This is a genomic window from Paraburkholderia phytofirmans (assembly GCF_046028095.1).
In the GTDB taxonomy this organism is placed as follows: Bacteria; Pseudomonadota; Gammaproteobacteria; order Burkholderiales; family Burkholderiaceae; genus Paraburkholderia; species Paraburkholderia phytofirmans_A.
In genome coordinates, this window is sequence record NZ_JAQQDJ010000019.1 from 71,600 (window position 1) to 90,921 (window position 19,322).

Below are 19,322 nucleotides of genomic sequence, written 5' to 3' on the forward strand. Positions count from 1 at the left end.
ACTACCACGAACACGTTGCCGCGCCGCGCACGCAATGACCGATCGCTGAACCAGATCGGGCGCGCCGGCAGATGCAAGTCAGAACGAGAGTATTGAGTGAACGTTTTCTTCGAGGAATCGGGCAGTTTCAAGGCCGGCAGCGTGCTGTCGCGTCAGGGCGATGCTTTTCAGGTCGAGCTGCCGGGCGGCCGGCGCGCCAAGGTGCGCGCGAAAGACGTGCTGATCGAATTCGAAAAGCCGAGCGCGGCCGAGCTGATGCAACAGGCCGACGCCGCCGCGCAGGAGATCGATCTGGACTTCCTGTGGGAGTGCGCGCCTGACGACGAATTCCCGTTCGCGACCCTCGGCGCCGAATATTTCGGCGAAAGCTTCGGGTCGATCGAGCGCGCCGCGCTGGTGTTGCGCATGCATGGTTCGCCGGTGTACTTCCGCCGCAAGGGCCGCGGCATGTATCAGCGCGCGCCGCAGGAACAATTGAAGATGGCGCTCGCCGGACTCGAGCGCAAGCGTCAGCAGGCACTCGTGCAGGCAGGCTACGAAGACGAGCTGAAAGCCGGCCGTCTGCCGGAAGCCTTCACCGGCAGCAAGGCTTTGGGCCTGTTGACCAAGCCGGACAAGAACACGATCGAATACAAAGCGCTCGAAGGCGCGGCGGCGGCGCGCGGTATTTCGCAAGCGCGTCTGATGCTGGAAAACGGCGCCATTCCGTCTGCGCGCGCGCTGCACGAGGCAAAATTCCTCTCCGAGTTTTTCCCGCACGGCACGGGCTTTCCGCCGGTTACCGTCGGCAGCTTGCCGGAGGATCTGCCGGAAGCGAACGTGCAAGCGTTCTCGATCGACGACATCACCACGACTGAAATCGACGACGCCTTCTCCGTCGAGCATCTGGCCGATGGCCGCGTGCGGATCGGGGTGCACATCGCCGCGCCGGCGCTCGGCATTCAGCGTGGCGACGAGGTCGATGCGATCGCGCGCACGCGTCTGTCGACCGTGTATATGCCGGGCGACAAGATCACCATGCTGCCCGACAGCGTCGTCGAAGCGTTTACGCTGGCCGAAGGCGGCTTGCGTCCGGCGCTCTCGCTGTATGTGATCGTCAATCGCGAGACGCAGGAGATCGTCGCGAGCGAAACGCGCGCCGAGCGCGTGTTCGTGAAGAACAACCTGCGCCACAACACGCTCGACGAGTTGGTCACCGAAGAGGCGCTCGCCGCCGGCACCGGCGACTATCCGCACAAGGACGACATCGCCGTGCTGTGGCCGTTCGCGCAGGCGCTGTTCGAAAAGCGCCAGGCCGCGCGCGCCGGTTATGGTTTGCGTCGCGAAGTGCAGCGCAATACCGACTTCAACTTCTACGTGGAAGGCGAGCACATCACGATCACGCCGCGTCGGCGTGGATCGCCGCTCGACACGATCGTCGCCGAACTGGCGATTCTCGCGAACTCGTCGTGGGGCGCGTTTCTGCATGACCACGGTGTGCCGGGCATTTATCGCACGCAGCGCGCGTTCGGCGCGCCGACCGGTCCGAAACGCACGCGCATGCAGACCAATGCCGCGCCGCACGAAGGCCTCGGTGTCACGCAGTACGCGTGGAGCACGTCGCCGCTGCGCCGTTACGTCGACCTGGTTAATCAGTGGCAGTTGATTGCCTGCGTGCAGCATGGCGTGACCGCGAAACTGGCCGCGCCGTTCAAGCCCAAAGACGCCGATCTGTTCGCCGTCGTGCAAGGTTTCGACGATACCTACACCGCGTATGCCGATCATCAGCGTCGCATGGAATATTTCTGGTGTCTGCGCTGGCTGAAGCAGGAGAACAGGAAGCAGGTGGTGGCGTCGGTGGTGAAGGGCGATCTGGTGCGCCTCGAAGAGATTCCGCTGCTGCTGCATGTGCCGGGCCTCGGCGTGCACGCGCGAGGCACGCGTTTGCAGATGGAAGTGATGTCGATCGATGAGTTGACCGTCGAAGCGTCCGTGCGTCTGCTGCACGTGCTCGACGCGCCGACGGTGACGAGCGGCGGCGAGGCTGAAGAAGCGGACGAGAGCGAAGAAGAGATCATCGACGCTCCAGACGAGAGCGCCGAAGGCGAAGCCGAGGCGCAGGCCGAAGCCGACCTCGACGGCAACGGCGCGGCTGCGGCTCAGAGCGAAGCCGAGAGCAGCGACGGAGCGGACGATGCCGTCAAGCATCAGCACATTGCGGAGCCGGGACGATGAGCACCCAAGGTTCACGCGACCGGTATGCGGTCATCGGCAACCCGGTCGGCCACAGCAAGTCGCCGTTCATTCATGGGCGCTTCGCCGCGCAGACCGGCGAGCCCGTCGAGTACGGTCACCTGCTCGCACCGGTGGATGCGTTCGTGCCGCACGTGCGGGCCTTTATCGATGCAGGCGGGCGCGGGCTGAACGTGACCGTGCCGTTCAAGCTCGATGCACATGCGTTCGCCGATACGCTCTCGCCGCGTGCGGCGGCGGCGGGCGCGGTGAATACGTTGCGCTTCGACGCGAATGGTATCTACGGCGACAACACTGACGGCTTCGGTCTGGTGCGCGACATCGAGGTGAATCTCGGCGTGTCGTTGAAGGGCGCGCGCATTCTGTTGTTGGGCGCCGGTGGCGCCGCGCGCGGCGTGGTGCTGCCAATGCTGGACCGCGCGCCGCATACGTTGACCATCGTCAATCGCACGGCGGAAAAGGCCGAGGCGCTGGTGGACCAATTCGCGCAAGCCGCGCGTGACGCCGCATGCAAATTGAGCGGCGGCAGTGCGCGGGCGATCGAGGCGGGTACGTACGACGTGATCGTCAACGCGACGGCGGGCAGTCTGGATGCATCGTTGCCCGAGTGCGACGACCGCGCGTTCGGCAATGGCACGCTCGCCTACGACATGATGTACGGCGCGCATCCGACGGTCTTCATGGAACACGCGCGGAAGCTGGGCGCGCGCGGCGCCGATGGGCTCGGCATGCTGGTCGAGCAGGCCGCCGAGTCGTTTTACGTGTGGCGCGGTGTGCGGCCTGACGGCGCGCCGGTGCTGGCCGAATTGCGCGCGCTGTTGACGGCGCCGTCGCACGCTTAAGGCGGCGTTTACCTTGCAGCGGCCTTCGACACGAGGACTCGACGCACGATGACAGCAACGCGGCGCGTGAGCCGGCCAGGTCCGGTGCGATGGATGTTCTATCTGGGCGCCGTGGTGGCGATTGCGTGGCTCGCGACGCAGGCGTTTTACTTCGGGCAGATCGCGGTGTGGAATTACGTCAATCCACGGACTACGTCGTTTATGCGGTCGGACGCGTGGCGGCTGTCGCAGGATCGGCCGGATCTTTCAGTGCAGCATACGTGGGTGTCGTATGACCAGATTTCGCGGAATCTGAAGCGCGCGATTATTGCTTCCGAGGATGCGAATTTTGTTAATAACAACGGGTATGAGACCGACGCTATTTTGCAGGCCTGGGAGCGGAACAAGGCTAAGGGCAAGATTGTGCGCGGTGGGTCGACCATTACTCAGCAGTTGGCGCGGAATCTGTTTTTGTCGCGGGAGAAGAGTTATATCCGGAAGGGGCAGGAACTCATCATTACCTGGATGCTTGAGACCTTGATGGATAAGGAACGGATCTTTGAGATTTATCTCAACTCCGTTGAGTGGGGGAATGGGGTTTATGGGGCTGAGGCGGCGGCTCATTATTATTACAAGACGTCGGCGAGTAAGTTGACTGCTGCGCAGTCGGCTCGGTTGGCTGTAATGCTGCCGCAGCCTAAGTATTTTGATGAGCATCGGGGGTCGGCGTATCTGGCGCAAAGATCGCGGGTGATTGCTCGGAGGATGGGGGCGGCTGAGTTGCCCGATTGATGAGGTTTTTGCCTTGCGCGGCGGTTTGGTTGTGTGTCTTTGAGGTGTTGGCCTTTCCTTGATTTCTTAGTGGTCTATTAGCGTCGCCCCTGTGCGGGGCGGGCAAAGAAAGCCGCTTCACACCGCTAGCTCATAAGCGGGCCCCTCGCGCAGTCGCAGTAGTGGTGCATCTGGAATCTGTGTTCTCGCACATTCGGCGCGAGTGACAAGGCCGTCATACTTCCCGCCTCGCGCTCCGCGCTCGCCGGAAGGGTTTGCTTCCACCAGTGGTTTTTTTTGTGTGCGGTGGGGCCGTCGGCTTTGGGCCGTAACGGCTATCTGTATTTGGTGCGCGTCAATTCGAAGCGCACAGCCGTCATTTCCGAAATTCCTTGGCATTACTTCCGATTTGGAGTTATCGCGCTAAGCAAATTCCCCAAGGAAGTGCGGCACCACTCCTAAGAGACAACCGTGGGTGTGACGACAACACATTGCCATGGTCTTCGACCATCCCATTTCAAGCGACTACTTCTCAAGGACCGGCACTTAAGCGCTGCGCCGAGGCGAAGCCGACGGCTCCCACCGCACACAAAAAACCACTGGTAGAAGCAAACCCTTCCGGCGAGCGCGTAGCGCGAGGCGGGAAGTATGACGGCCTTGTCACTCGTGCGAAATGTGCGAGGGCACAGATTCCAGATGGACCACTGCGCCCTCCAAGCCGAGGGGCCGCTTATGAGCTAGCGGTGTGAAGCGGCTTTCTTTGCCTACTTTCTTTGCCGCGGCAAAGAAAGTAGGTGCCGCCCCGCACAGGGGCGACGCCAATAGACCACCGAGATTTCAACCAAAGGCCAACCCCCTACAGAACACACCCCAAAAGCCCGCGCCAGCGCAAAATCCCATTATATGAATCCGACACTCACATATTGGAGCTTTCTCAAAAACCGCCCTACAATCCAACCCAACAGGCAAAAAGCGCCGCACGGGCAAGCAAAACGCACCCACGCAACGCGCCACCTGCGACAGCAAAAAAACCGGAGACAACGCCCAACCATGCCTAAACAGCAAAGGCAGCACGCCCGCGCCCGCGGCACCGCGAGCAACCCAGGCCCACTCTCCGGCCCCGCGCTGTAAGCGCAAAAAAACCACCGAAAAGCGAATCGCCATGAACAAAGCGATGCCTACTCACGCCGCGAGCGAATCCGAAGCCGACCTGTCGCCATCCGCCGACCACGCGACTAGCGCCACACCGCCGCGTCCGTTGCCGGCCGCCGCCAGAACACCGCGCGCGAACGCCAGCATCCACCCGGCCCCGGTGGACGGAATCGCGCTCCCCAGCACGCTGCTCGACATCACCCCGCAGCAAGCCGGCACGCAAACGCTCCTGCGTGGCCTCGCGATCCTCGAAGCCGCAGCAGCCGGCGTCCGCGACCTGCGCACCTTCGGCGCCGCGCTCGGCACGACCCGCAGCACCACGCATCGCCTGGTAAGCAGCCTCGTGCAAGCCCGCTACCTGCGCCAGGTGCAAGGCGGCTACCTGCTCGGCCCGAAACTGATCGAACTCGGCACCATCGCACTCGAACAGATGCCGCTCACCGCGGTCGCCCGCCAGCACCTCGAATCGCTCGCGGAACAAACGCTCGACACGATCCACCTCGGCGTGCGCGACGGCGACGACGTCCTGTACATCGACAAAATCCCCGGCACCCGCGGCCTCGAAATGCGCTCGCGCGTCGGGCACCGCATGCCGCTGGCATCGACGGGGATCGGCAAGGCCATGATGCTCGACCTCACGCCGGACGTCTGGCAGTCGCTCTTCGACGCCTCGCGCCGTGCGCTCGCCGGCGTCAGCTTCAAGCCGGATAACCGTCCCGACGCGCAGACCTTCATGCAGCGCATGACCAACTACGCGGCCGGCGGCTACACCTTCGACCTCGAAGAAAACGAAGCGTCGATCCGCTGCGTCGCGGCACCCGTGCGCGATGCGTCGGGCGCGGTGGTGGCGGCGCTGTCGGTGGCGAGCACGATTCCGTACATGTCGCTCGAACGCATGGACGAACTGATTCCGGTCGTGCAGCGCGAAGCGCGCGCGATCTCGGAAGAACTCGGCTGGCGCGCCCCGCAGCCGGCAACCCGCAGGATCAAGCGATGAAGCGAGCGGGTTCTCCCACCCAGGCAGCCGGCCACGCCGCAGCCGCTTCGGTCGACGCGAGCCACGAGCACGCCGCCTTGATCGCGCTCGACTGGGGCACGACGTCGCTGCGCGCCTATCTGTACGACGCGTCCGGCAACGTGCTGGCGACGCGCGCATCGACGGCGGGCATCATGAATCTGCCGCGCAGCGCGGAGCAGGGCGGCTTCGACGCGGCCTTCGACGACACCTGCGGCGCCTGGCTCGAACACGCGCCCGCCGCGCCGGTGATCGCGGCAGGCATGGTCGGCAGCGCGCAAGGCTGGCTGGAAGCGCCGTATGTGGACACGCCGGCCAGCGCCGATGCGCTGGTGGCCGGCATCGTCCGCGTCAAGGCGGCGTGCGGCGCGACGCTGCATATCGTGCCGGGCGTCCTGCAACGCGGCGAGTTGCCCAATGTGATGCGCGGCGAAGAAACACAAATCTTCGGCGCACTCGGCGAGGAAACAAACACGGTCGACAGCAGCAAGCGCTCCCTGATCGGTCTGCCAGGCACCCACGCGAAATGGGCGGTGGTGCAGGCGGACCGCATCGAACGTTTCCACACCTTCATGACCGGCGAAGTATTCGCGGCACTGCGCGAACACACGATCCTCGGCCGCACGATGCTCACGCCCGATAGCCCGGATACCGGCGCGTTCCTGCACGGCGTGAACATCGCGCGGGAAAAAGGCCAGGCGGGTGTGCTCGCGACCGTGTTCAGTTCGCGCACGCTCGGCCTCACCGGACAACTTTCGCGCGAACAGCAACCGGACTATCTGTCGGGATTGCTGATCGGCCACGAACTCGCCGGCCTCGACGCCGTGCTTGCACAACAGCAAAGCGCGCTCGCTGGCCAGAGCCTGCGCCTGATCGGCAACGAAGCGCTGTGCGAGCGCTATCGGCTCGCGCTGGCGCAATTCGGCTGCACCCAGGCGGAACTGGTCAAGCACGCCACCGAGCGCGGCCTGTGGCGCGTCGCCTCGCAGGCGGGGCTCGTCAAACCGGCCGCCAAGACGGCGCGCGCCTGACCCACAGCGCCCTCGCTCACGAAACAAGGAACCGACATGCAACCTCACATCAATCTGCCCGCTCCGTACATGCCGCACGCGGGTTTGATCGCGGCTTTCGAGGTGTGTCCGCTGATCGCGATCATGCGCGGCGTGACGCCCGCCGATGCCGCCGAGCACGGTCAGGCGCTCTACGAAGCCGGCTTCCGGATCGTCGAAGTGCCGCTCAATTCGCCGCAGCCTTTCGACAGCATCGCCGCGATCCGCAAGGTGTTGCCGGCGGATGCGATCGTCGGCGCGGGTACGGTGCTGCATCCGAGTTTTGTCACCGACGTGAAGTCGGCGGGCGGTGAACTGATCGTCATGCCGCATAGCGATCCGGAAGTCGTCAGTGCAGCGAAAGCGCAAGGCATGGCCTGCGCGCCGGGCGTCGCGACGCCCAACGAAGCGTTCATCGCGCTGAAGAACGGCGCGGACGTGCTGAAGATGTTCCCCGCCGAACAACTCGGCTGCCAGGTCGTGAAAGCATGGCGCGCGGTGATCGCGGCGGAAGTGCCGCTGGTGCCGGTCGGCGGCATTACGCCCGACAACATGGGCCCGTTTCTGAGCGCGGGCGCGAACGGCTTCGGCCTCGGCTCGGCGCTGTATAAGCCGGGTCAAAGCGCGGCGGTGACGGCTTCGCACGCGAAGGCGTACATCAACGGTTTGCGCATCGCTCGCGCGGGTGCGAAGAAATGAAACGGCTCACCGGCAAAGTCGCACTCGTCACCGGCGCCGGCCGCGGCATCGGCTCGGCGATCGCGCATGCTTTCGCGCGCGAAGGCGCGGCGGTCGTGCTGGCGGAACTCGATATCGAAACCGCGCAGCAGACGGCGGAGCACATCAAGGCGCAGACCGGCGCGCGCGTGCTCGCGGTGCACACGGACGTGACGCAATCCGCGTCGGTTCAGCACGCGGTGAGCGAAGCCGAACGCACATTCGGCGCGCTCGACGTGCTGGTGAACAACGCCGGCATCAACGTGTTCTGCGACCCGCTCACCATGACCGACGACGACTGGCGCCGCTGCTTCGCGGTCGATCTCGACGGCGTGTGGAACGGTTGCCGCGCGGCGTTGCCGGGCATGGTCGAACGCGGCGCGGGGAGCATCGTGAATATCGCCTCGACGCACTCGTTCAAGATCATTCCGGGCTGCTTTCCGTACCCGGTTGCAAAGCACGGCGTGATCGGACTGACGCGCGCGCTCGGCATCGAATACGCGCCGCGCAATGTGCGGGTCAACGCGATCGCGCCGGGTTACATCGAAACGCAATTGACGCACGACTGGTGGAACGAGCAGGCCGATCCGGCCGCCGCGCAGCAGGCGACGCTCGATCTGCAGCCGATGAAACGTATTGGCCGCCCGGAAGAAGTGGCGATGACGGCGGTGTTTCTCGCCTCGGACGAAGCGCCGTTCATCAACGCCACCTGCATCACCGTGGATGGTGGGCGCTCGGCGCTGTATCACGACTGATTTACAGAACTCGGATTGCGCAGGGGCGCAATGAGTACACCGGACGACGCGCTGGCCGCGTGTGTCAGACCCGGTACAAGAAGACGCGGCCGATACCTTCTCGTTATCAATTAGTCAGGAGACACGCATCATGAAACGTAGAATTTTCCTCACGCTGGCAGCAGCGGCGACGGGTGTGCTCTTCAACGCACCGGTCGCGCAAGCCGCCGATCCGGTGAAGATCGGCTTCCTCGTGAAGCAGCCGGAAGAACCGTGGTTCCAGGACGAGTGGAAGTTCGCCGAAATCGCCGCCAAGGAAAAGGGCTTCACGCTTGTGAAGATCGGCGCGCCGTCGGGCGAGAAGGTGATGAGCGCAATCGACAACCTGTCGGCGCAAAAGGCGCAGGGCTTCGTGATCTGCACGCCTGACGTCAAGCTCGGACCGGGCATCGTCGCGAAGGCGAAAGCCGACGGCCTGAAGATGATGACGGTGGACGATCGTCTGGTCGACGGCGCGGGCAAGCCGATCGCGTCGGTGCCGCATATGGGTATCTCGGCGTACAACATCGGCAAGCAGGTCGGCGACGGCCTGGCTGCGGAAATCAAGAAGCGCGGCTGGGACATGAAGGACGTGGGCGCGATCGACGTGACCTACGAACAGCTGCCGACCGCGCATGACCGCACGAGCGGCGCAACCGACGCACTGATCGCCGCCGGCTTCCCGAAGGCGAACATCATCGCCGCGCCGCAAGCGAAGACCGACACGGAAAACGCGTTCAACGCCGCTAACATCGCGCTGACGAAGAATCCGCAGTTCAAGCACTGGGTCGCTTACGCGTTGAACGATGAAGGTGTGCTCGGCGCGGTGCGCGCAGCGGAAGGCCGCGGCTTCAAGGCGGACAACATGATCGGTATCGGCATCGGCGGCTCGGAGTCGGCACTCAACGAGTTCAAGAAGCCGTCGCCGACGGGTTTCTACGGCACGGTCATCATCAGCCCGAAGCGCCACGGCGAAGAAACCTCGACGCTGATGTACGACTGGATCACGCAAGGCAAGGCACCGCCGGCACTGACGCTGACCAGCGGCATGCTGGCCACGCGTGACAACGTCGCCGATGTGCGCCAGAAGATGGGTCTCGCGGCGAATTGAGCTGGGCGATTCAGTACGCGATGAAATGAAGTGAACTGCCGGCGCGCCTTTTGCCAAAGATCGGCGCGCCGGCAGCAGCAATAAAAGATCAGCAGTAGAGACAGACGGTTCATACGAAGCAACAGGAGGCGAAGTGTCAGCGACGCTACGTTTTGACAATATCGGCAAAGTCTTTCCAGGCGTGCGCGCGCTCGACGGTGTGTCCTTCGACGTCAACGTCGGCCAGGTGCACGGCCTGATGGGCGAAAACGGCGCAGGGAAATCGACCCTGCTGAAGATTCTCGGTGGTGAATATCAGCCCGACTCGGGCCGCGTGATGATCGACGGCAACGAGGTGCGCTTCTCGAGCGCGGCGTCGTCGATCGCGGCGGGCATCGCGGTGATTCACCAGGAACTGCAATACGTGCCCGATCTGACGGTCGCGGAAAACCTGCTGCTCGGCCAGCTGCCGAACTCGCTCGGCTGGGTCAACAAGCGCGAAGCCAAACGCTTCGTGCGCGAACGCCTCGAAGCGATGGGCGTGGCGCTCGATCCGAACGCGAAACTGCGCAAGCTCTCGATCGCGCAACGGCAAATGGTCGAAATCTGCAAGGCGCTGCTGCGCAACGCGCGCGTGATCGCTTTGGACGAACCGACCAGCTCGCTTTCGCATCGCGAGACCGAAGTGCTGTTCAAGCTGGTGCGCGACCTGCGCGCCGACAATCGCGCGATGATCTACATCTCGCACCGCATGGACGAGATCTACGAGCTGTGCGACGCCTGCACGATCTTCCGCGACGGCCGCAAGATCGCCTCGCATCCGACGCTCGAAGGCGTGTCGCGTGACACCATCGTCAGCGAGATGGTGGGGCGTGAAATTTCGGACATCTATAACTATTCGGCGCGGCCGCTCGGCGAAGTGCGCTTCGCGGCGAAAGCGATCGAAGGTCATGCGCTCGCGCAGCCTGCCAGTTTCGAAGTGCGGCGCGGCGAGATTGTCGGCTTCTTCGGTCTGGTGGGCGCGGGCCGCAGCGAACTGATGCATCTGGTGTACGGCGCCGATCACAAGAAGGGCGGCGAGTTGCTGCTCGACGGCAAGCCGATCAAAGTGCGCAGCGCGGGCGAAGCGATCCGCCACGGCATCGTGCTGTGCCCGGAAGACCGCAAGGAAGAAGGCATTGTCGCGATGGCGACGGTGTCGGAGAACATCAATATCAGTTGCCGCCGTCACTATCTGCGCGCCGGGATGTTCCTCGACCGCAAGAAGGAAGCGGAAACCGCCGACCGTTTCATCAAGCTGCTGAAGATCAAGACGCCGAGCCGCCGCCAGAAGATTCGCTTCCTCTCGGGCGGTAATCAGCAGAAGGCGATTCTGTCGCGCTGGTTGGCCGAACCAGATCTGAAAGTGGTGATTCTCGACGAGCCGACGCGCGGTATCGACGTCGGTGCGAAGCACGAAATTTACAACGTGATCTATCAGCTTGCCGAACGCGGCTGCGCGATCGTGATGATTTCGTCGGAGCTGCCGGAAGTGCTCGGCGTGTCCGACCGCATCGTCGTGATGCGCCAGGGCCGGATTTCCGGCGAGCTGGCGCGCAAGGATGCCACGGAGCAATCGGTGTTGAGTCTCGCGCTGCCGCAAAGCTCGACTGCACTGCCCGGAACGGAAACCGCTGCCCAACAGGCGGCCTGAACATCATTCGGACGAAAGTCCGGCAACCCGTGGGGAACGGGAGGAGTCTTCAACATGCAAGCCAGAGAAAACCTCGCGCAACAGGCCGCCAAGAGCGCCGCTGACGCGCTGATTCCGCAGTCGAACGACAAGGCCAAATGGTGGCAACAGATCACCGAGTACAGCCTGATCGTGATCTTCGTCGTGATGTTCGTCACGATGTCGCTGACCGTCGATCACTTCTTCTCGATCGAGAACATGCTCGGCCTCGCGCTGTCGATTTCGCAGATCGGCATGGTCGCGTGCACGATGATGTTCTGTCTCGCCTCGCGCGACTTCGACTTGTCGGTCGGTTCGACGGTCGCGTTCGCCGGCGTGTTGTGCGCGATGGTGCTCAACGCGACCGGTAACACCTTCATCGCGATCGTCGCGGCGGTGGCGGCGGGCGGCGTGATCGGTTTCGTCAACGGCGCGGTGATCGCGTATCTGCGCATCAACGCGCTGATCACGACGCTCGCTACGATGGAAATCGTCCGCGGTCTCGGCTTTATCGTCTCGCACGGTCAGGCGGTGGGCGTGTCGTCGGATACGTTTATCGCGCTGGGCGGTTTGAGCTTCTTCGGCGTGTCGCTGCCGATCTGGGTCACGCTGCTGTGCTTCATCGTGTTCGGCGTGATGCTCAACCAGACCGTGTACGGCCGCAATACGCTTGCGATCGGCGGCAATCCGGAAGCGTCGCGTCTGGCCGGTATCAATGTGGAACGCACGCGCGTCTACATCTTCCTGATTCAGGGCGCGGTGACGGCGCTGGCCGGTGTGATTCTCGCCTCGCGTATCACGTCGGGTCAGCCGAATGCCGCGGAAGGCTTCGAGCTGAACGTGATCTCGGCGTGCGTGCTGGGCGGCGTCTCGCTGCTCGGCGGTCGCGCGACGATTTCCGGCGTCGTGATCGGCGTGCTGATCATGGGCACGGTCGAGAACGTGATGAACCTGATGAACATCGACGCGTTCTATCAGTACCTCGTGCGTGGCGCGATCCTGCTCGCCGCCGTGCTGCTCGACCAGTTGAAGAACCGCGGCTCGCGCGATTAAACCCGCGGCCCACTCACTTGCTCTAAAAGGAATCGAACGATGTCGTCTCCGGCCAATGCAAACGTCCGTCTCGCGGACAGCGCCTTCGCACGTTATCCGAGCCTCGTCGACCGCACGGTGTTGATCACGGGCGGCGCGACCGGTATCGGCGCATCGTTCGTCGAGCATTTCGCGGCGCAAGGCGCGCGCGTCGCGTTCTTCGATATCGACGCAAGCGCCGGTGAAGCGCTCGCCGACGAGCTCGGCGATTCGAACCACAAGCCGCTGTTTCTGTCGTGCGATCTGACCGACATCGACGCGCTGCAAAAAGCGATCGCCGACGTGAAGGCCGCGCTCGGTCCGATTCAGGTGCTGGTGAACAACGCCGCGAACGACAAGCGCCATACGATCGGCGAAGTCACGCGCGAGTCGTTCGACGCGGGTATCGCGGTGAATATCCGTCACCAGTTCTTCGCGGCGCAAGCGGTGATGGACGACATGAAAGCCGCCAACAGCGGCTCGATCATCAATCTCGGTTCGATCAGCTGGATGCTGAAGAACGGCGGCTATCCGGTCTACGTGATGTCGAAATCCGCGGTGCAGGGTTTGACGCGCGGTCTCGCGCGCGACCTCGGTCACTTCAATATTCGCGTCAATACGCTGGTGCCGGGCTGGGTGATGACCGAGAAGCAGAAGCGCTTGTGGCTCGACGACGCGGGCCGTCGTTCGATCAAGGAAGGGCAGTGCATCGACGCCGAGCTGGAACCGGCCGACCTCGCGCGCATGGCGCTCTTCCTCGCCGCCGACGACAGCCGGATGATTACCGCGCAGGACATCATCGTGGACGGAGGCTGGGCGTGAGCGCGAGCGGTTCATCCAGCACGGCCGCGCTGCTGCTCGATACGAAATGCACGCTCGGCGAAGGCGCGACATGGTGCGCGCAAACCGGCCGTTTCTACTGGACGGATATCGAAGGCGCGCGCCTGTGGCGCTATGACCCGCGGGACTGCAGCAACATGTCCTGGCACATGCCCGAACGCCTCGCCACCTTCGCGCTGTGTGCGGATCCGCGTTACCTGTTGCTCGGCCTGGCCACGCATCTGGCGTTTTTCGATTTGGCCACCGGCGAGACGCGGCGCATCATCGACGTCGAAGCCGGCTTGAATACGCGCGTGAACGACGGCCGCTGCGACCGTCAGGGCCGCTTCGTGTTCGGCACCAAAGATGAAGGCGCGCCGTTGCAGGCAATCGGCGGCTTCTACCGGCTCGGTCACGATTTGTCGCTGGAGCGGTTACCGTTGCCCGCGCCGGCGATCTCGAACAGCATCGCATTCAGTCCCGACGGCGCGACGATGTACTACTGCGATTCGCCGACGCGCGAAATCCGTGCGTGCGATTATCGCGCGGACGGCAGCATCGCCAACGACCGCCTGTTCACGCGGCTCACCGACGCCACCGGCGAACCCGACGGCTCGACCGTCGATCGCGACGGCGGCCTATGGAACGCGCAATGGGGCGGCCGGCGCGTGGTGCGTTACGGACCGGACGGCGTTGAAACGGAGCGCGTCGACGTGCCGACCGCGCAGCCGAGTTGCGTCGCGCTGGGCGGCACGCAGCTCGACACGCTGTACATTACGAGCGCGCGCTGCGGCCTCGATGCGGCGGCGCTCGTCGACGACATGCAGGCGGGCGGTGTGTTTATCGCCACGCTCGGACGGCAAGGTTTGCCGGAGCCGGTGTTCCAAGGCGCGCCCGCTTAGCGCAGAATGACGCTGCCTCGCTCCCGAGGCAGCCATGCAGCAATCAAGCGCGGTCGGGCAGTGAATCAGAAAGTGAATCGCAAGTTGATGGTGCAATCCCAGTGGCAGCAAATCGGCAGCATGCAGTTCGGACCAGAGGCGACCCGTTTTAAAAAAATCGCCCAACAGCATCCGTCAGCAATGACGGCAACGTCCCAAGCCTCTCGATGGAGCCAGATATGACTGTTGCGAATCTTGTTTCCTCCTCCCCTCAGACCTCACAGAGTCGACGCTCGCGGCTCGCCGCGGCGGCCAATCCGGTGCTGCCGGGTCCTAGCACGTCGGCAGTGTCCGTCGGCGAAGACAGCGGCGGCGATGTCGCATGCATCACGCTCGCCAACGCGCATTTGCGTCTCGACGTCGCGCCGACGCTCGGCGGCGGCGTCACCCGTTTCGACTGGCGCAACGACGGCGCACTCACGCCGATCTTCCGCCGCTGCCGCCACGTCGCGGCTGATACGCAACCGAACCAGTTGGCCTGTTATCCGCTGCTGCCGTATTCGAACCGCATCGGCGGCGGCCAATTCAACGTGGCGGGAAAGCGCGTCGAAGTGCCGCGCAATCGCGCCGACGAACCTTTGCCGATTCATGGCGACGGTTGGCAATCGGTCTGGCAGGTCGCGGAGTCGGATCGTGAAAACGTCCGCCTCACGCTCGACCGCCGCGACGGCAAGCCGTACGCCTACCGCGCGACGCAAACTTATACGCTGGACGGCCCGACGCTCGTCGTCGCGCTCGAAATCGAAAATGCCGGCCGAGAGGCGCTGCCTTTCGGGCTGGGCGTGCATCCGTTCTTCGTGCGCGACGCGGACACCGAGTTGTCCGCCGCGGCTGGCGGCCTGTGGCTCTCCGGCGACGACTGGCTGCCGGTGCGGCATGTGCCGGCGCCGCCCGCCTGGCAATTCGGCGTGGCGTACCCGCTGCCGGAAACCATGGTCAATCACGCTTTTACCGGCTGGAGCGGGCAAGCGGCGGTGGTGTGGCCGAAGCGCCGCCTGTCGCTGAACATTGCCGCCGACACCGATTACTACGTGCTGTACACGCCGCCCGGCGAAGACTTTTTCTGCTTCGAACCGGTCGATCATCCGATCAACGCGATGAACCTGGCCGGCGGCGCGAGCGAAAACGGCATGACTTTGCTGGGACGTGGCGAACGACTGACGCGCACGTTCCGCTTCACCGTGGAACGCACGGGTTTGCGCTCGATGCCGGGCGCGCGCGGCTCGAAGCGGCGGCAGTAGCGGGGGCGCGAGGGTGGGGCGATAGGGCGGACGCTTGCGTGGCCTGACGCGCTGCGGACAATCGGCTCGCACGCTTTGCGAGCGCCCGGCCGAGCATGCGCACACTCAGGGCGCGTTGCGGGCGTTAGCCGCGCGCCTGTCCGCATCTCGCGCCGGACCGCCGCTGCCGAACGCTCCTGGCGCGGCCCGCCGCGCGGGACGGGTAAAATACGCGCCTCTTCCGTTTTCCCGCTCGCCGCGAGACCACCATGCCCAATTTCATCCAGACACTCAACGACGCCTGGCAGCGCACCAACTCGCTGCTGTGCGTCGGCCTCGATCCCGAGCCGAGCAAATTCCCGGGCGCGCTCGCGGGCCGTCCGGAGGCGATCTTCGACTTCTGCCGCACGATCGTCGACGCGACCGCGCCGTATGCGTCGTCGTTTAAGCCGCAGATCGCCTACTTTGCGGCGCATCGCGCAGAAGACCAGCTCGAGCAGCTGATCGCCCACATTCATGCGAACCATCCGGGCTTGCCGGTGATTCTGGACGCGAAGCGCGGCGACATCGGCAGCACCGCCGAACAATATGCGCGCGAGGCGTTCGAGCGCTATCGGGCGGACGCGGTGACGGTGAATCCGTACATGGGCTTCGACTCGATCCAGCCGTATCTGGAACATGAAGGCAAGGGCGTGATCGTGCTGTGCCGCACGTCGAACCCGGGCGGCTCCGATCTGCAATTTCTGGAGGCGGGCGGCCGTCCGCTGTATCAGGTCGTCGCGCGATTGGCGGCAGAGAAGTGGAATGCGAGCGGGCAACTGAGTCTGGTGGTCGGCGCGACTTTCCCGAAGGAAATCGAAGTGGTGCGGGGGATTGTCGGCGATATGCCGCTGCTGATTCCGGGCATCGGCGCGCAAGGCGGCGACGTGCAAGCGACCGTCAACGCCGGCCGCACCGCGAACGGCACGGGGATGCTGATCAACTCGTCGCGGGCGATTATTTACGCGGGCAAGGGCGACGATTTCGCCGAAGCCGCGGCGAAGGCCGCGATGGAAACGCGGGATCGGATCAACGCGTTTAGGTAATCTGCGGGCTGTTGTTGTTTGGGAGCGTGTGGAGTTCGGTTTGGGCTCTGCCGCTCGATCAACGCGGCATGCCGCGCTTCCAACGCGTCGACATCCGCGAGGTCGGCATAAGCGCAGGCAACCTTTGTTGAAGACTGCCTATGAGCGCTTGGGACTCAGGTTGGGCCCAGCCGCTCGATCAACGCAACATGCCGCGGGTACTGCACTTTCAACGCGCCAATATCCGCCAGTTCGAACTCGCTGAATTCAAAACCCGGCGCGACCGTGCAACCGACCAACGCGAAGGTCGCCAGGTCGGCGCATTCCGCCGCGAACCACAAACCTGCCGGCACCATGGCTTGAAACACCGCATCCGCGTGCGTCAGCGCATTGCCCAGCTTATGCGTCACCAATGCGCCCATTTCGTCGAGCACGTGGACGTTCAACGGCTCGCCCGCATAGAAATGCCAGACCTCGTCGGATTTGATCCGATGCCACGCCGAATGCGCGCCGTCGCACAGCAGGTAATAGATCGCGGTCGACGCCGAGCGCGTTTCCGCGGCACCGCTGTCGTCTTTGTCGCGAATCACGCGCTCCACTGAGCGGTATGTCTCGCTGAAAAATCCGCCTTCGGGATGCGGCTTGAGATCGAGCCGGCGGATTAGTTCGTCTTTGACTGCGTGCGAATCAGGCATGGGCTTCCCGCTTCGAATAAAAGCTTAGTGCTCGCGTTCGTCGAGTAAAGCGAGCACACCGCGCAACGCATGCGCGGCAGCCTGCACGCGAATCTTTTCGCGGTCGCCCTTGAAAACCTTCGTTTCCACCGGCGTATGCAGCCGGTTGCTCCAGCCGAACGAGACCATGCCGACAGGCTTGGTTTCGGTGCCGCCGCCCGGTCCGGCCACGCCGGTAATCGACAGCGAGACCTGCGCGCGGCTATTGCGCAGCGCGCCTTCGGCCATGGCGCGCGCCACTTGCTCACTGACCGCGCCGTGCTTGTCGATTAGTTCGGCCGGCACGCCGATCATCTCGCTCTTCGCCTGATTCGAATACGTGACGAAGCCGCGCTCGAACCAGCCGCTGCTGCCGGAAATATCGGTGATCGCGGTCGCCACCATGCCGCCCGTGCAGGACTCGGCGGTGACGAGCATGAGGCGCTCGTCGCGCAGACGGTTGCTCACGCGAATCGCAAGCTGGTGAACGACGGAATCGGTAGGCATGGCGTCAATCCGGAAAACGGGGGCCGGCGGTGAATGCCCGGCGGCGCGGCGGGCGCCGGGCAGCAATCAAACGGACATGCGCCAGAGCGCAATCACGAGCAGCGTGAAAAACGCGGCGACCAGGTCATCGAACATGATGCCAAAGCCACCTTTCAGACGGCGATCGAAATAGCCGATGGGCGGCGGCTTCACCATGTCGAAAAAGCGGAACACGATGAACGCCCAGAACTGGCCGGTCAGCGTAACCGGCGTGACCATCAGCAGCACTAGCCAGAACGCGATGATTTCGTCCCACACGACCGGCGACGGATCGTCGATGCCGAGTCTCTTCGCGGTGAACCCGCAAATCGCAATGCCGCCGATAAATCCCGCGACGATCAGCACACCCCACTCGATGACCGTCAGATAGCGGCTGAGCACGGCGAACGACGCCCACGCGAACAACGTGCCGATCGTGCCAGGCGCGACCGGCGACAAGCCGCTGCCAAACCCAAGCGACAGAATGTGCAGCGGATGCGACAGCATAAAGCGCGCGGTGGCGCGGCGCGGTTGACGGCCCGGCGGGCGCGGATCGGGCGCGCGCGGCACCGGGGATGGCTCGGCAGCGATGAGTTTGTCGGCCGGGCCGAGCGGGGGATCAGTCTGCATGAAAGTGGTCGAAGCCTTGCAACGTCAGGGAGAGCGGCGCGCCGGCGGCGTCGCGCCAGCCGATCGTCGGGCGGTCGGCCGCCGTTTCGAGAGCGCTTATTGTACCGATGCGGGTGAGCTGGATGCCCACCTCGCGGCCGGCCTTTTCGACTTCGGCGCCCGCCGCGACCGGCGCGGTAAAGCACAACTCGTAGTCGTCGCCGCCGGCGAGCGTGCAGCGTCGCTGGATTTCGGGAGCGAGGCGGCGCAGCGCGGCGGAACGCGGTACGGCGTCGACGTCGACCGTGGCCCGCAGGTTCGAGCGTTCGAGGATGTGCAGCAGATCGCCGGCAAGGCCGTCCGAGAGGTCCAGCGCCGCGTGGGCGATGCCGCGTAGGGCCAAGCCGAGCGCCACACGCGGCTCCGGGCGTTCGAGGGCGCGACGAAACGTCGCAGTGTCGCTGGCATCGGCGGACCATTCGCCGCGCTGCACGCCGAGACCGGCGCGCGCGTCGCCGAGCGTGCCGGAAATCCAGATGTCGTCGCCCGGCTGCGCGGCGTCGCGGCGCAGCGCCGCTTGCGGCGGCACGCTGCCGAACACCGTGATGCACAGATTCAGCGGGCCGCCGGTCGTATCGCCGCCGATCAGCTCGCAACCGTAGCGTTCGGCCAGAGCGAACAGCCCTTCACTGAACGCGGCGAGCCAGGCTTCCTCTGCCTTCGGCAAGGAGAACGCCAGCGTGAACGCCTGCGGTCGCGCGCCCATTGCGGCGAGGTCCGACAGATTCACCGCGAGCGCTTTGTGGCCCAGCGCCTCGGGATCGACATCGGCGAAAAAGTGGCGGCCTTCGACCAGCATGTCCGTCGATATCGCCAGCATCTCGCCGGCACGTGGCGCAAGCAGCGCGCAGTCGTCGCCGATGCCGAGCGTGCCGGCGGCGGCGTCGGATGGCCGGGCAGCGGCGCGGCGGGCAAAGAAACGATCGATCAGCGAAAACTCGGAGAGCATGGTGGCGATGGGTGAACGCG

General features: G+C 64.4%; 18 protein-coding genes. 14 read left to right on the forward strand and 4 right to left on the reverse strand.

Translation table 11 applies throughout. From position 1 onward, the window contains the following. The first annotated feature begins 96 nt into the window (after positions 1–96). The 14 genes from PQR54_RS35290 to pyrF all read left to right on the forward strand — a co-directional run bounded on the left by PQR54_RS35290 (position 97) and on the right by pyrF (position 16,467). On the forward strand, positions 97–2,214 hold the full coding sequence (locus PQR54_RS35290) for a ribonuclease catalytic domain-containing protein (protein WP_408253934.1): 2,118 nt from the start codon (positions 97–99) through the stop codon (positions 2,212–2,214). Next, complete coding sequence (aroE, locus tag PQR54_RS35295) at positions 2,211–3,074, forward strand: shikimate dehydrogenase (RefSeq protein WP_408253937.1); 864 nt, start codon at positions 2,211–2,213, stop codon at positions 3,072–3,074. Before PQR54_RS35290 ends, aroE begins: the two co-directional genes overlap by 4 nt. A gap of 48 nt (positions 3,075–3,122) precedes the next feature. After that, positions 3,123–3,845, forward strand: a complete 723-nt coding sequence (gene mtgA / locus PQR54_RS35300) for a monofunctional biosynthetic peptidoglycan transglycosylase (protein ID WP_408253939.1) — start codon at positions 3,123–3,125, stop codon at positions 3,843–3,845. Positions 3,846–4,986: 1,141 nt separating this feature from the next. Then, positions 4,987–5,973, forward strand: coding sequence for an IclR family transcriptional regulator (locus tag PQR54_RS35305; protein ID WP_408253942.1), 987 nt, complete (start codon positions 4,987–4,989; stop codon positions 5,971–5,973). Then, the gene (locus PQR54_RS35310; RefSeq protein ID WP_408253945.1) at positions 5,970–7,022 is read left to right on the forward strand and encodes a 2-dehydro-3-deoxygalactonokinase; all 1,053 of its coding nucleotides are present in this window, start codon (positions 5,970–5,972) and stop codon (positions 7,020–7,022) included. The genes PQR54_RS35305 and PQR54_RS35310 overlap by 4 nt, the downstream gene beginning before the upstream one ends. A 36-nt stretch (positions 7,023–7,058) precedes the next feature. Beyond that, a complete protein-coding gene (locus PQR54_RS35315; protein ID WP_408253948.1) occupies positions 7,059–7,739 on the forward strand; it encodes a 2-dehydro-3-deoxy-6-phosphogalactonate aldolase in 681 nt (226 codons plus the stop codon). After that, positions 7,736–8,512, forward strand: coding sequence for an SDR family oxidoreductase (locus PQR54_RS35320; protein ID WP_408253951.1), 777 nt, complete (start codon positions 7,736–7,738; stop codon positions 8,510–8,512). The genes PQR54_RS35315 and PQR54_RS35320 overlap by 4 nt, the downstream gene beginning before the upstream one ends. A 130-nt stretch (positions 8,513–8,642) precedes the next feature. Beyond that, positions 8,643–9,641, forward strand: coding sequence for an arabinose ABC transporter substrate-binding protein (locus PQR54_RS35325; RefSeq protein WP_408253954.1), 999 nt, complete (start codon positions 8,643–8,645; stop codon positions 9,639–9,641). Positions 9,642–9,774: 133 nt separating this feature from the next. Continuing rightward, positions 9,775–11,313, forward strand: coding sequence for an L-arabinose ABC transporter ATP-binding protein AraG (araG, locus tag PQR54_RS35330; protein WP_408253956.1), 1,539 nt, complete (start codon positions 9,775–9,777; stop codon positions 11,311–11,313). 54 nt (positions 11,314–11,367) lie between these two features. Further along, positions 11,368–12,384: an L-arabinose ABC transporter permease AraH gene (gene araH, locus PQR54_RS35335; protein ID WP_106285215.1), complete on the forward strand. Its 1,017-nt coding sequence runs from the start codon at positions 11,368–11,370 to the stop codon at positions 12,382–12,384. Positions 12,385–12,423: 39 nt separating this feature from the next. Next, positions 12,424–13,224 (forward strand): SDR family NAD(P)-dependent oxidoreductase, encoded by an 801-nt coding sequence (locus tag PQR54_RS35340; protein WP_408253959.1) that lies wholly within the window; start codon positions 12,424–12,426, stop codon positions 13,222–13,224. After that, positions 13,221–14,123 carry an SMP-30/gluconolactonase/LRE family protein gene (locus PQR54_RS35345; RefSeq protein WP_408253962.1) on the forward strand — a complete coding sequence of 301 codons (903 nt, stop codon included), beginning with the start codon at positions 13,221–13,223 and terminating at the stop codon, positions 14,121–14,123. Before PQR54_RS35340 ends, PQR54_RS35345 begins: the two co-directional genes overlap by 4 nt. A gap of 218 nt (positions 14,124–14,341) precedes the next feature. After that, the gene (locus tag PQR54_RS35350) at positions 14,342–15,403 is read left to right on the forward strand and encodes an aldose 1-epimerase (protein WP_408253965.1); all 1,062 of its coding nucleotides are present in this window, start codon (positions 14,342–14,344) and stop codon (positions 15,401–15,403) included. A gap of 248 nt (positions 15,404–15,651) precedes the next feature. After that, positions 15,652–16,467: an orotidine-5'-phosphate decarboxylase gene (gene pyrF, locus PQR54_RS35355; protein WP_408253968.1), complete on the forward strand. Its 816-nt coding sequence runs from the start codon at positions 15,652–15,654 to the stop codon at positions 16,465–16,467. 155 nt (positions 16,468–16,622) lie between these two features. On the opposite strand, the gene PQR54_RS35360 is transcribed toward pyrF, so the two are convergent. The 4 genes from PQR54_RS35360 to thiL all read right to left on the reverse strand — a co-directional run bounded on the left by PQR54_RS35360 (position 16,623) and on the right by thiL (position 19,302). Further along, positions 16,623–17,141: a cupin domain-containing protein gene (locus tag PQR54_RS35360; RefSeq protein ID WP_408253971.1), complete on the reverse strand. Its 519-nt coding sequence runs from the start codon at positions 17,139–17,141 to the stop codon at positions 16,623–16,625. Between the two features lie 24 nt (positions 17,142–17,165). Next, entirely contained in the window at positions 17,166–17,666 is a 501-nt protein-coding gene (locus tag PQR54_RS35365; protein ID WP_408253973.1) for a CinA family protein, read from the reverse strand. A gap of 66 nt (positions 17,667–17,732) precedes the next feature. Beyond that, a complete protein-coding gene (locus tag PQR54_RS35370; protein ID WP_408253975.1) occupies positions 17,733–18,314 on the reverse strand; it encodes a phosphatidylglycerophosphatase A family protein in 582 nt (193 codons plus the stop codon). Next, a complete protein-coding gene (gene thiL / locus PQR54_RS35375; RefSeq protein ID WP_408253978.1) occupies positions 18,304–19,302 on the reverse strand; it encodes a thiamine-phosphate kinase in 999 nt (332 codons plus the stop codon). The genes PQR54_RS35370 and thiL overlap by 11 nt, the downstream gene beginning before the upstream one ends. Positions 19,303–19,322: the final 20 nt, after the last annotated feature.

Bases quoted from the DNA above. Each gene is read 5' to 3' on its own strand.
- PQR54_RS35325 (WP_408253954.1), top strand. From the start codon at position 8,643: ATGAAACGTAGAATTTTCCTCACGCTGGCAGCAGCGGCGACGGGTGTG.
- araH (WP_106285215.1), top strand. From the start codon at position 11,368: ATGCAAGCCAGAGAAAACCTCGCGCAACAGGCCGCCAAGAGCGCCGCT.
- PQR54_RS35360 (WP_408253971.1), bottom strand. From the start codon at position 17,141: ATGCCTGATTCGCACGCAGTCAAAGACGAACTAATCCGCCGGCTCGAT.
- pyrF (WP_408253968.1), top strand. From the start codon at position 15,652: ATGCCCAATTTCATCCAGACACTCAACGACGCCTGGCAGCGCACCAAC.
- mtgA (WP_408253939.1), top strand. From the start codon at position 3,123: ATGACAGCAACGCGGCGCGTGAGCCGGCCAGGTCCGGTGCGATGGATG.
- PQR54_RS35340 (WP_408253959.1), top strand. From the start codon at position 12,424: ATGTCGTCTCCGGCCAATGCAAACGTCCGTCTCGCGGACAGCGCCTTC.
- PQR54_RS35305 (WP_408253942.1), top strand. From the start codon at position 4,987: ATGAACAAAGCGATGCCTACTCACGCCGCGAGCGAATCCGAAGCCGAC.
- PQR54_RS35310 (WP_408253945.1), top strand. From the start codon at position 5,970: ATGAAGCGAGCGGGTTCTCCCACCCAGGCAGCCGGCCACGCCGCAGCC.
- PQR54_RS35370 (WP_408253975.1), bottom strand. From the start codon at position 18,314: ATGCAGACTGATCCCCCGCTCGGCCCGGCCGACAAACTCATCGCTGCC.
- PQR54_RS35350 (WP_408253965.1), top strand. From the start codon at position 14,342: ATGACTGTTGCGAATCTTGTTTCCTCCTCCCCTCAGACCTCACAGAGT.
- PQR54_RS35365 (WP_408253973.1), bottom strand. From the start codon at position 17,666: ATGCCTACCGATTCCGTCGTTCACCAGCTTGCGATTCGCGTGAGCAAC.
- thiL (WP_408253978.1), bottom strand. From the start codon at position 19,302: ATGCTCTCCGAGTTTTCGCTGATCGATCGTTTCTTTGCCCGCCGCGCC.
- aroE (WP_408253937.1), top strand. From the start codon at position 2,211: ATGAGCACCCAAGGTTCACGCGACCGGTATGCGGTCATCGGCAACCCG.
- PQR54_RS35320 (WP_408253951.1), top strand. From the start codon at position 7,736: ATGAAACGGCTCACCGGCAAAGTCGCACTCGTCACCGGCGCCGGCCGC.
- PQR54_RS35315 (WP_408253948.1), top strand. From the start codon at position 7,059: ATGCAACCTCACATCAATCTGCCCGCTCCGTACATGCCGCACGCGGGT.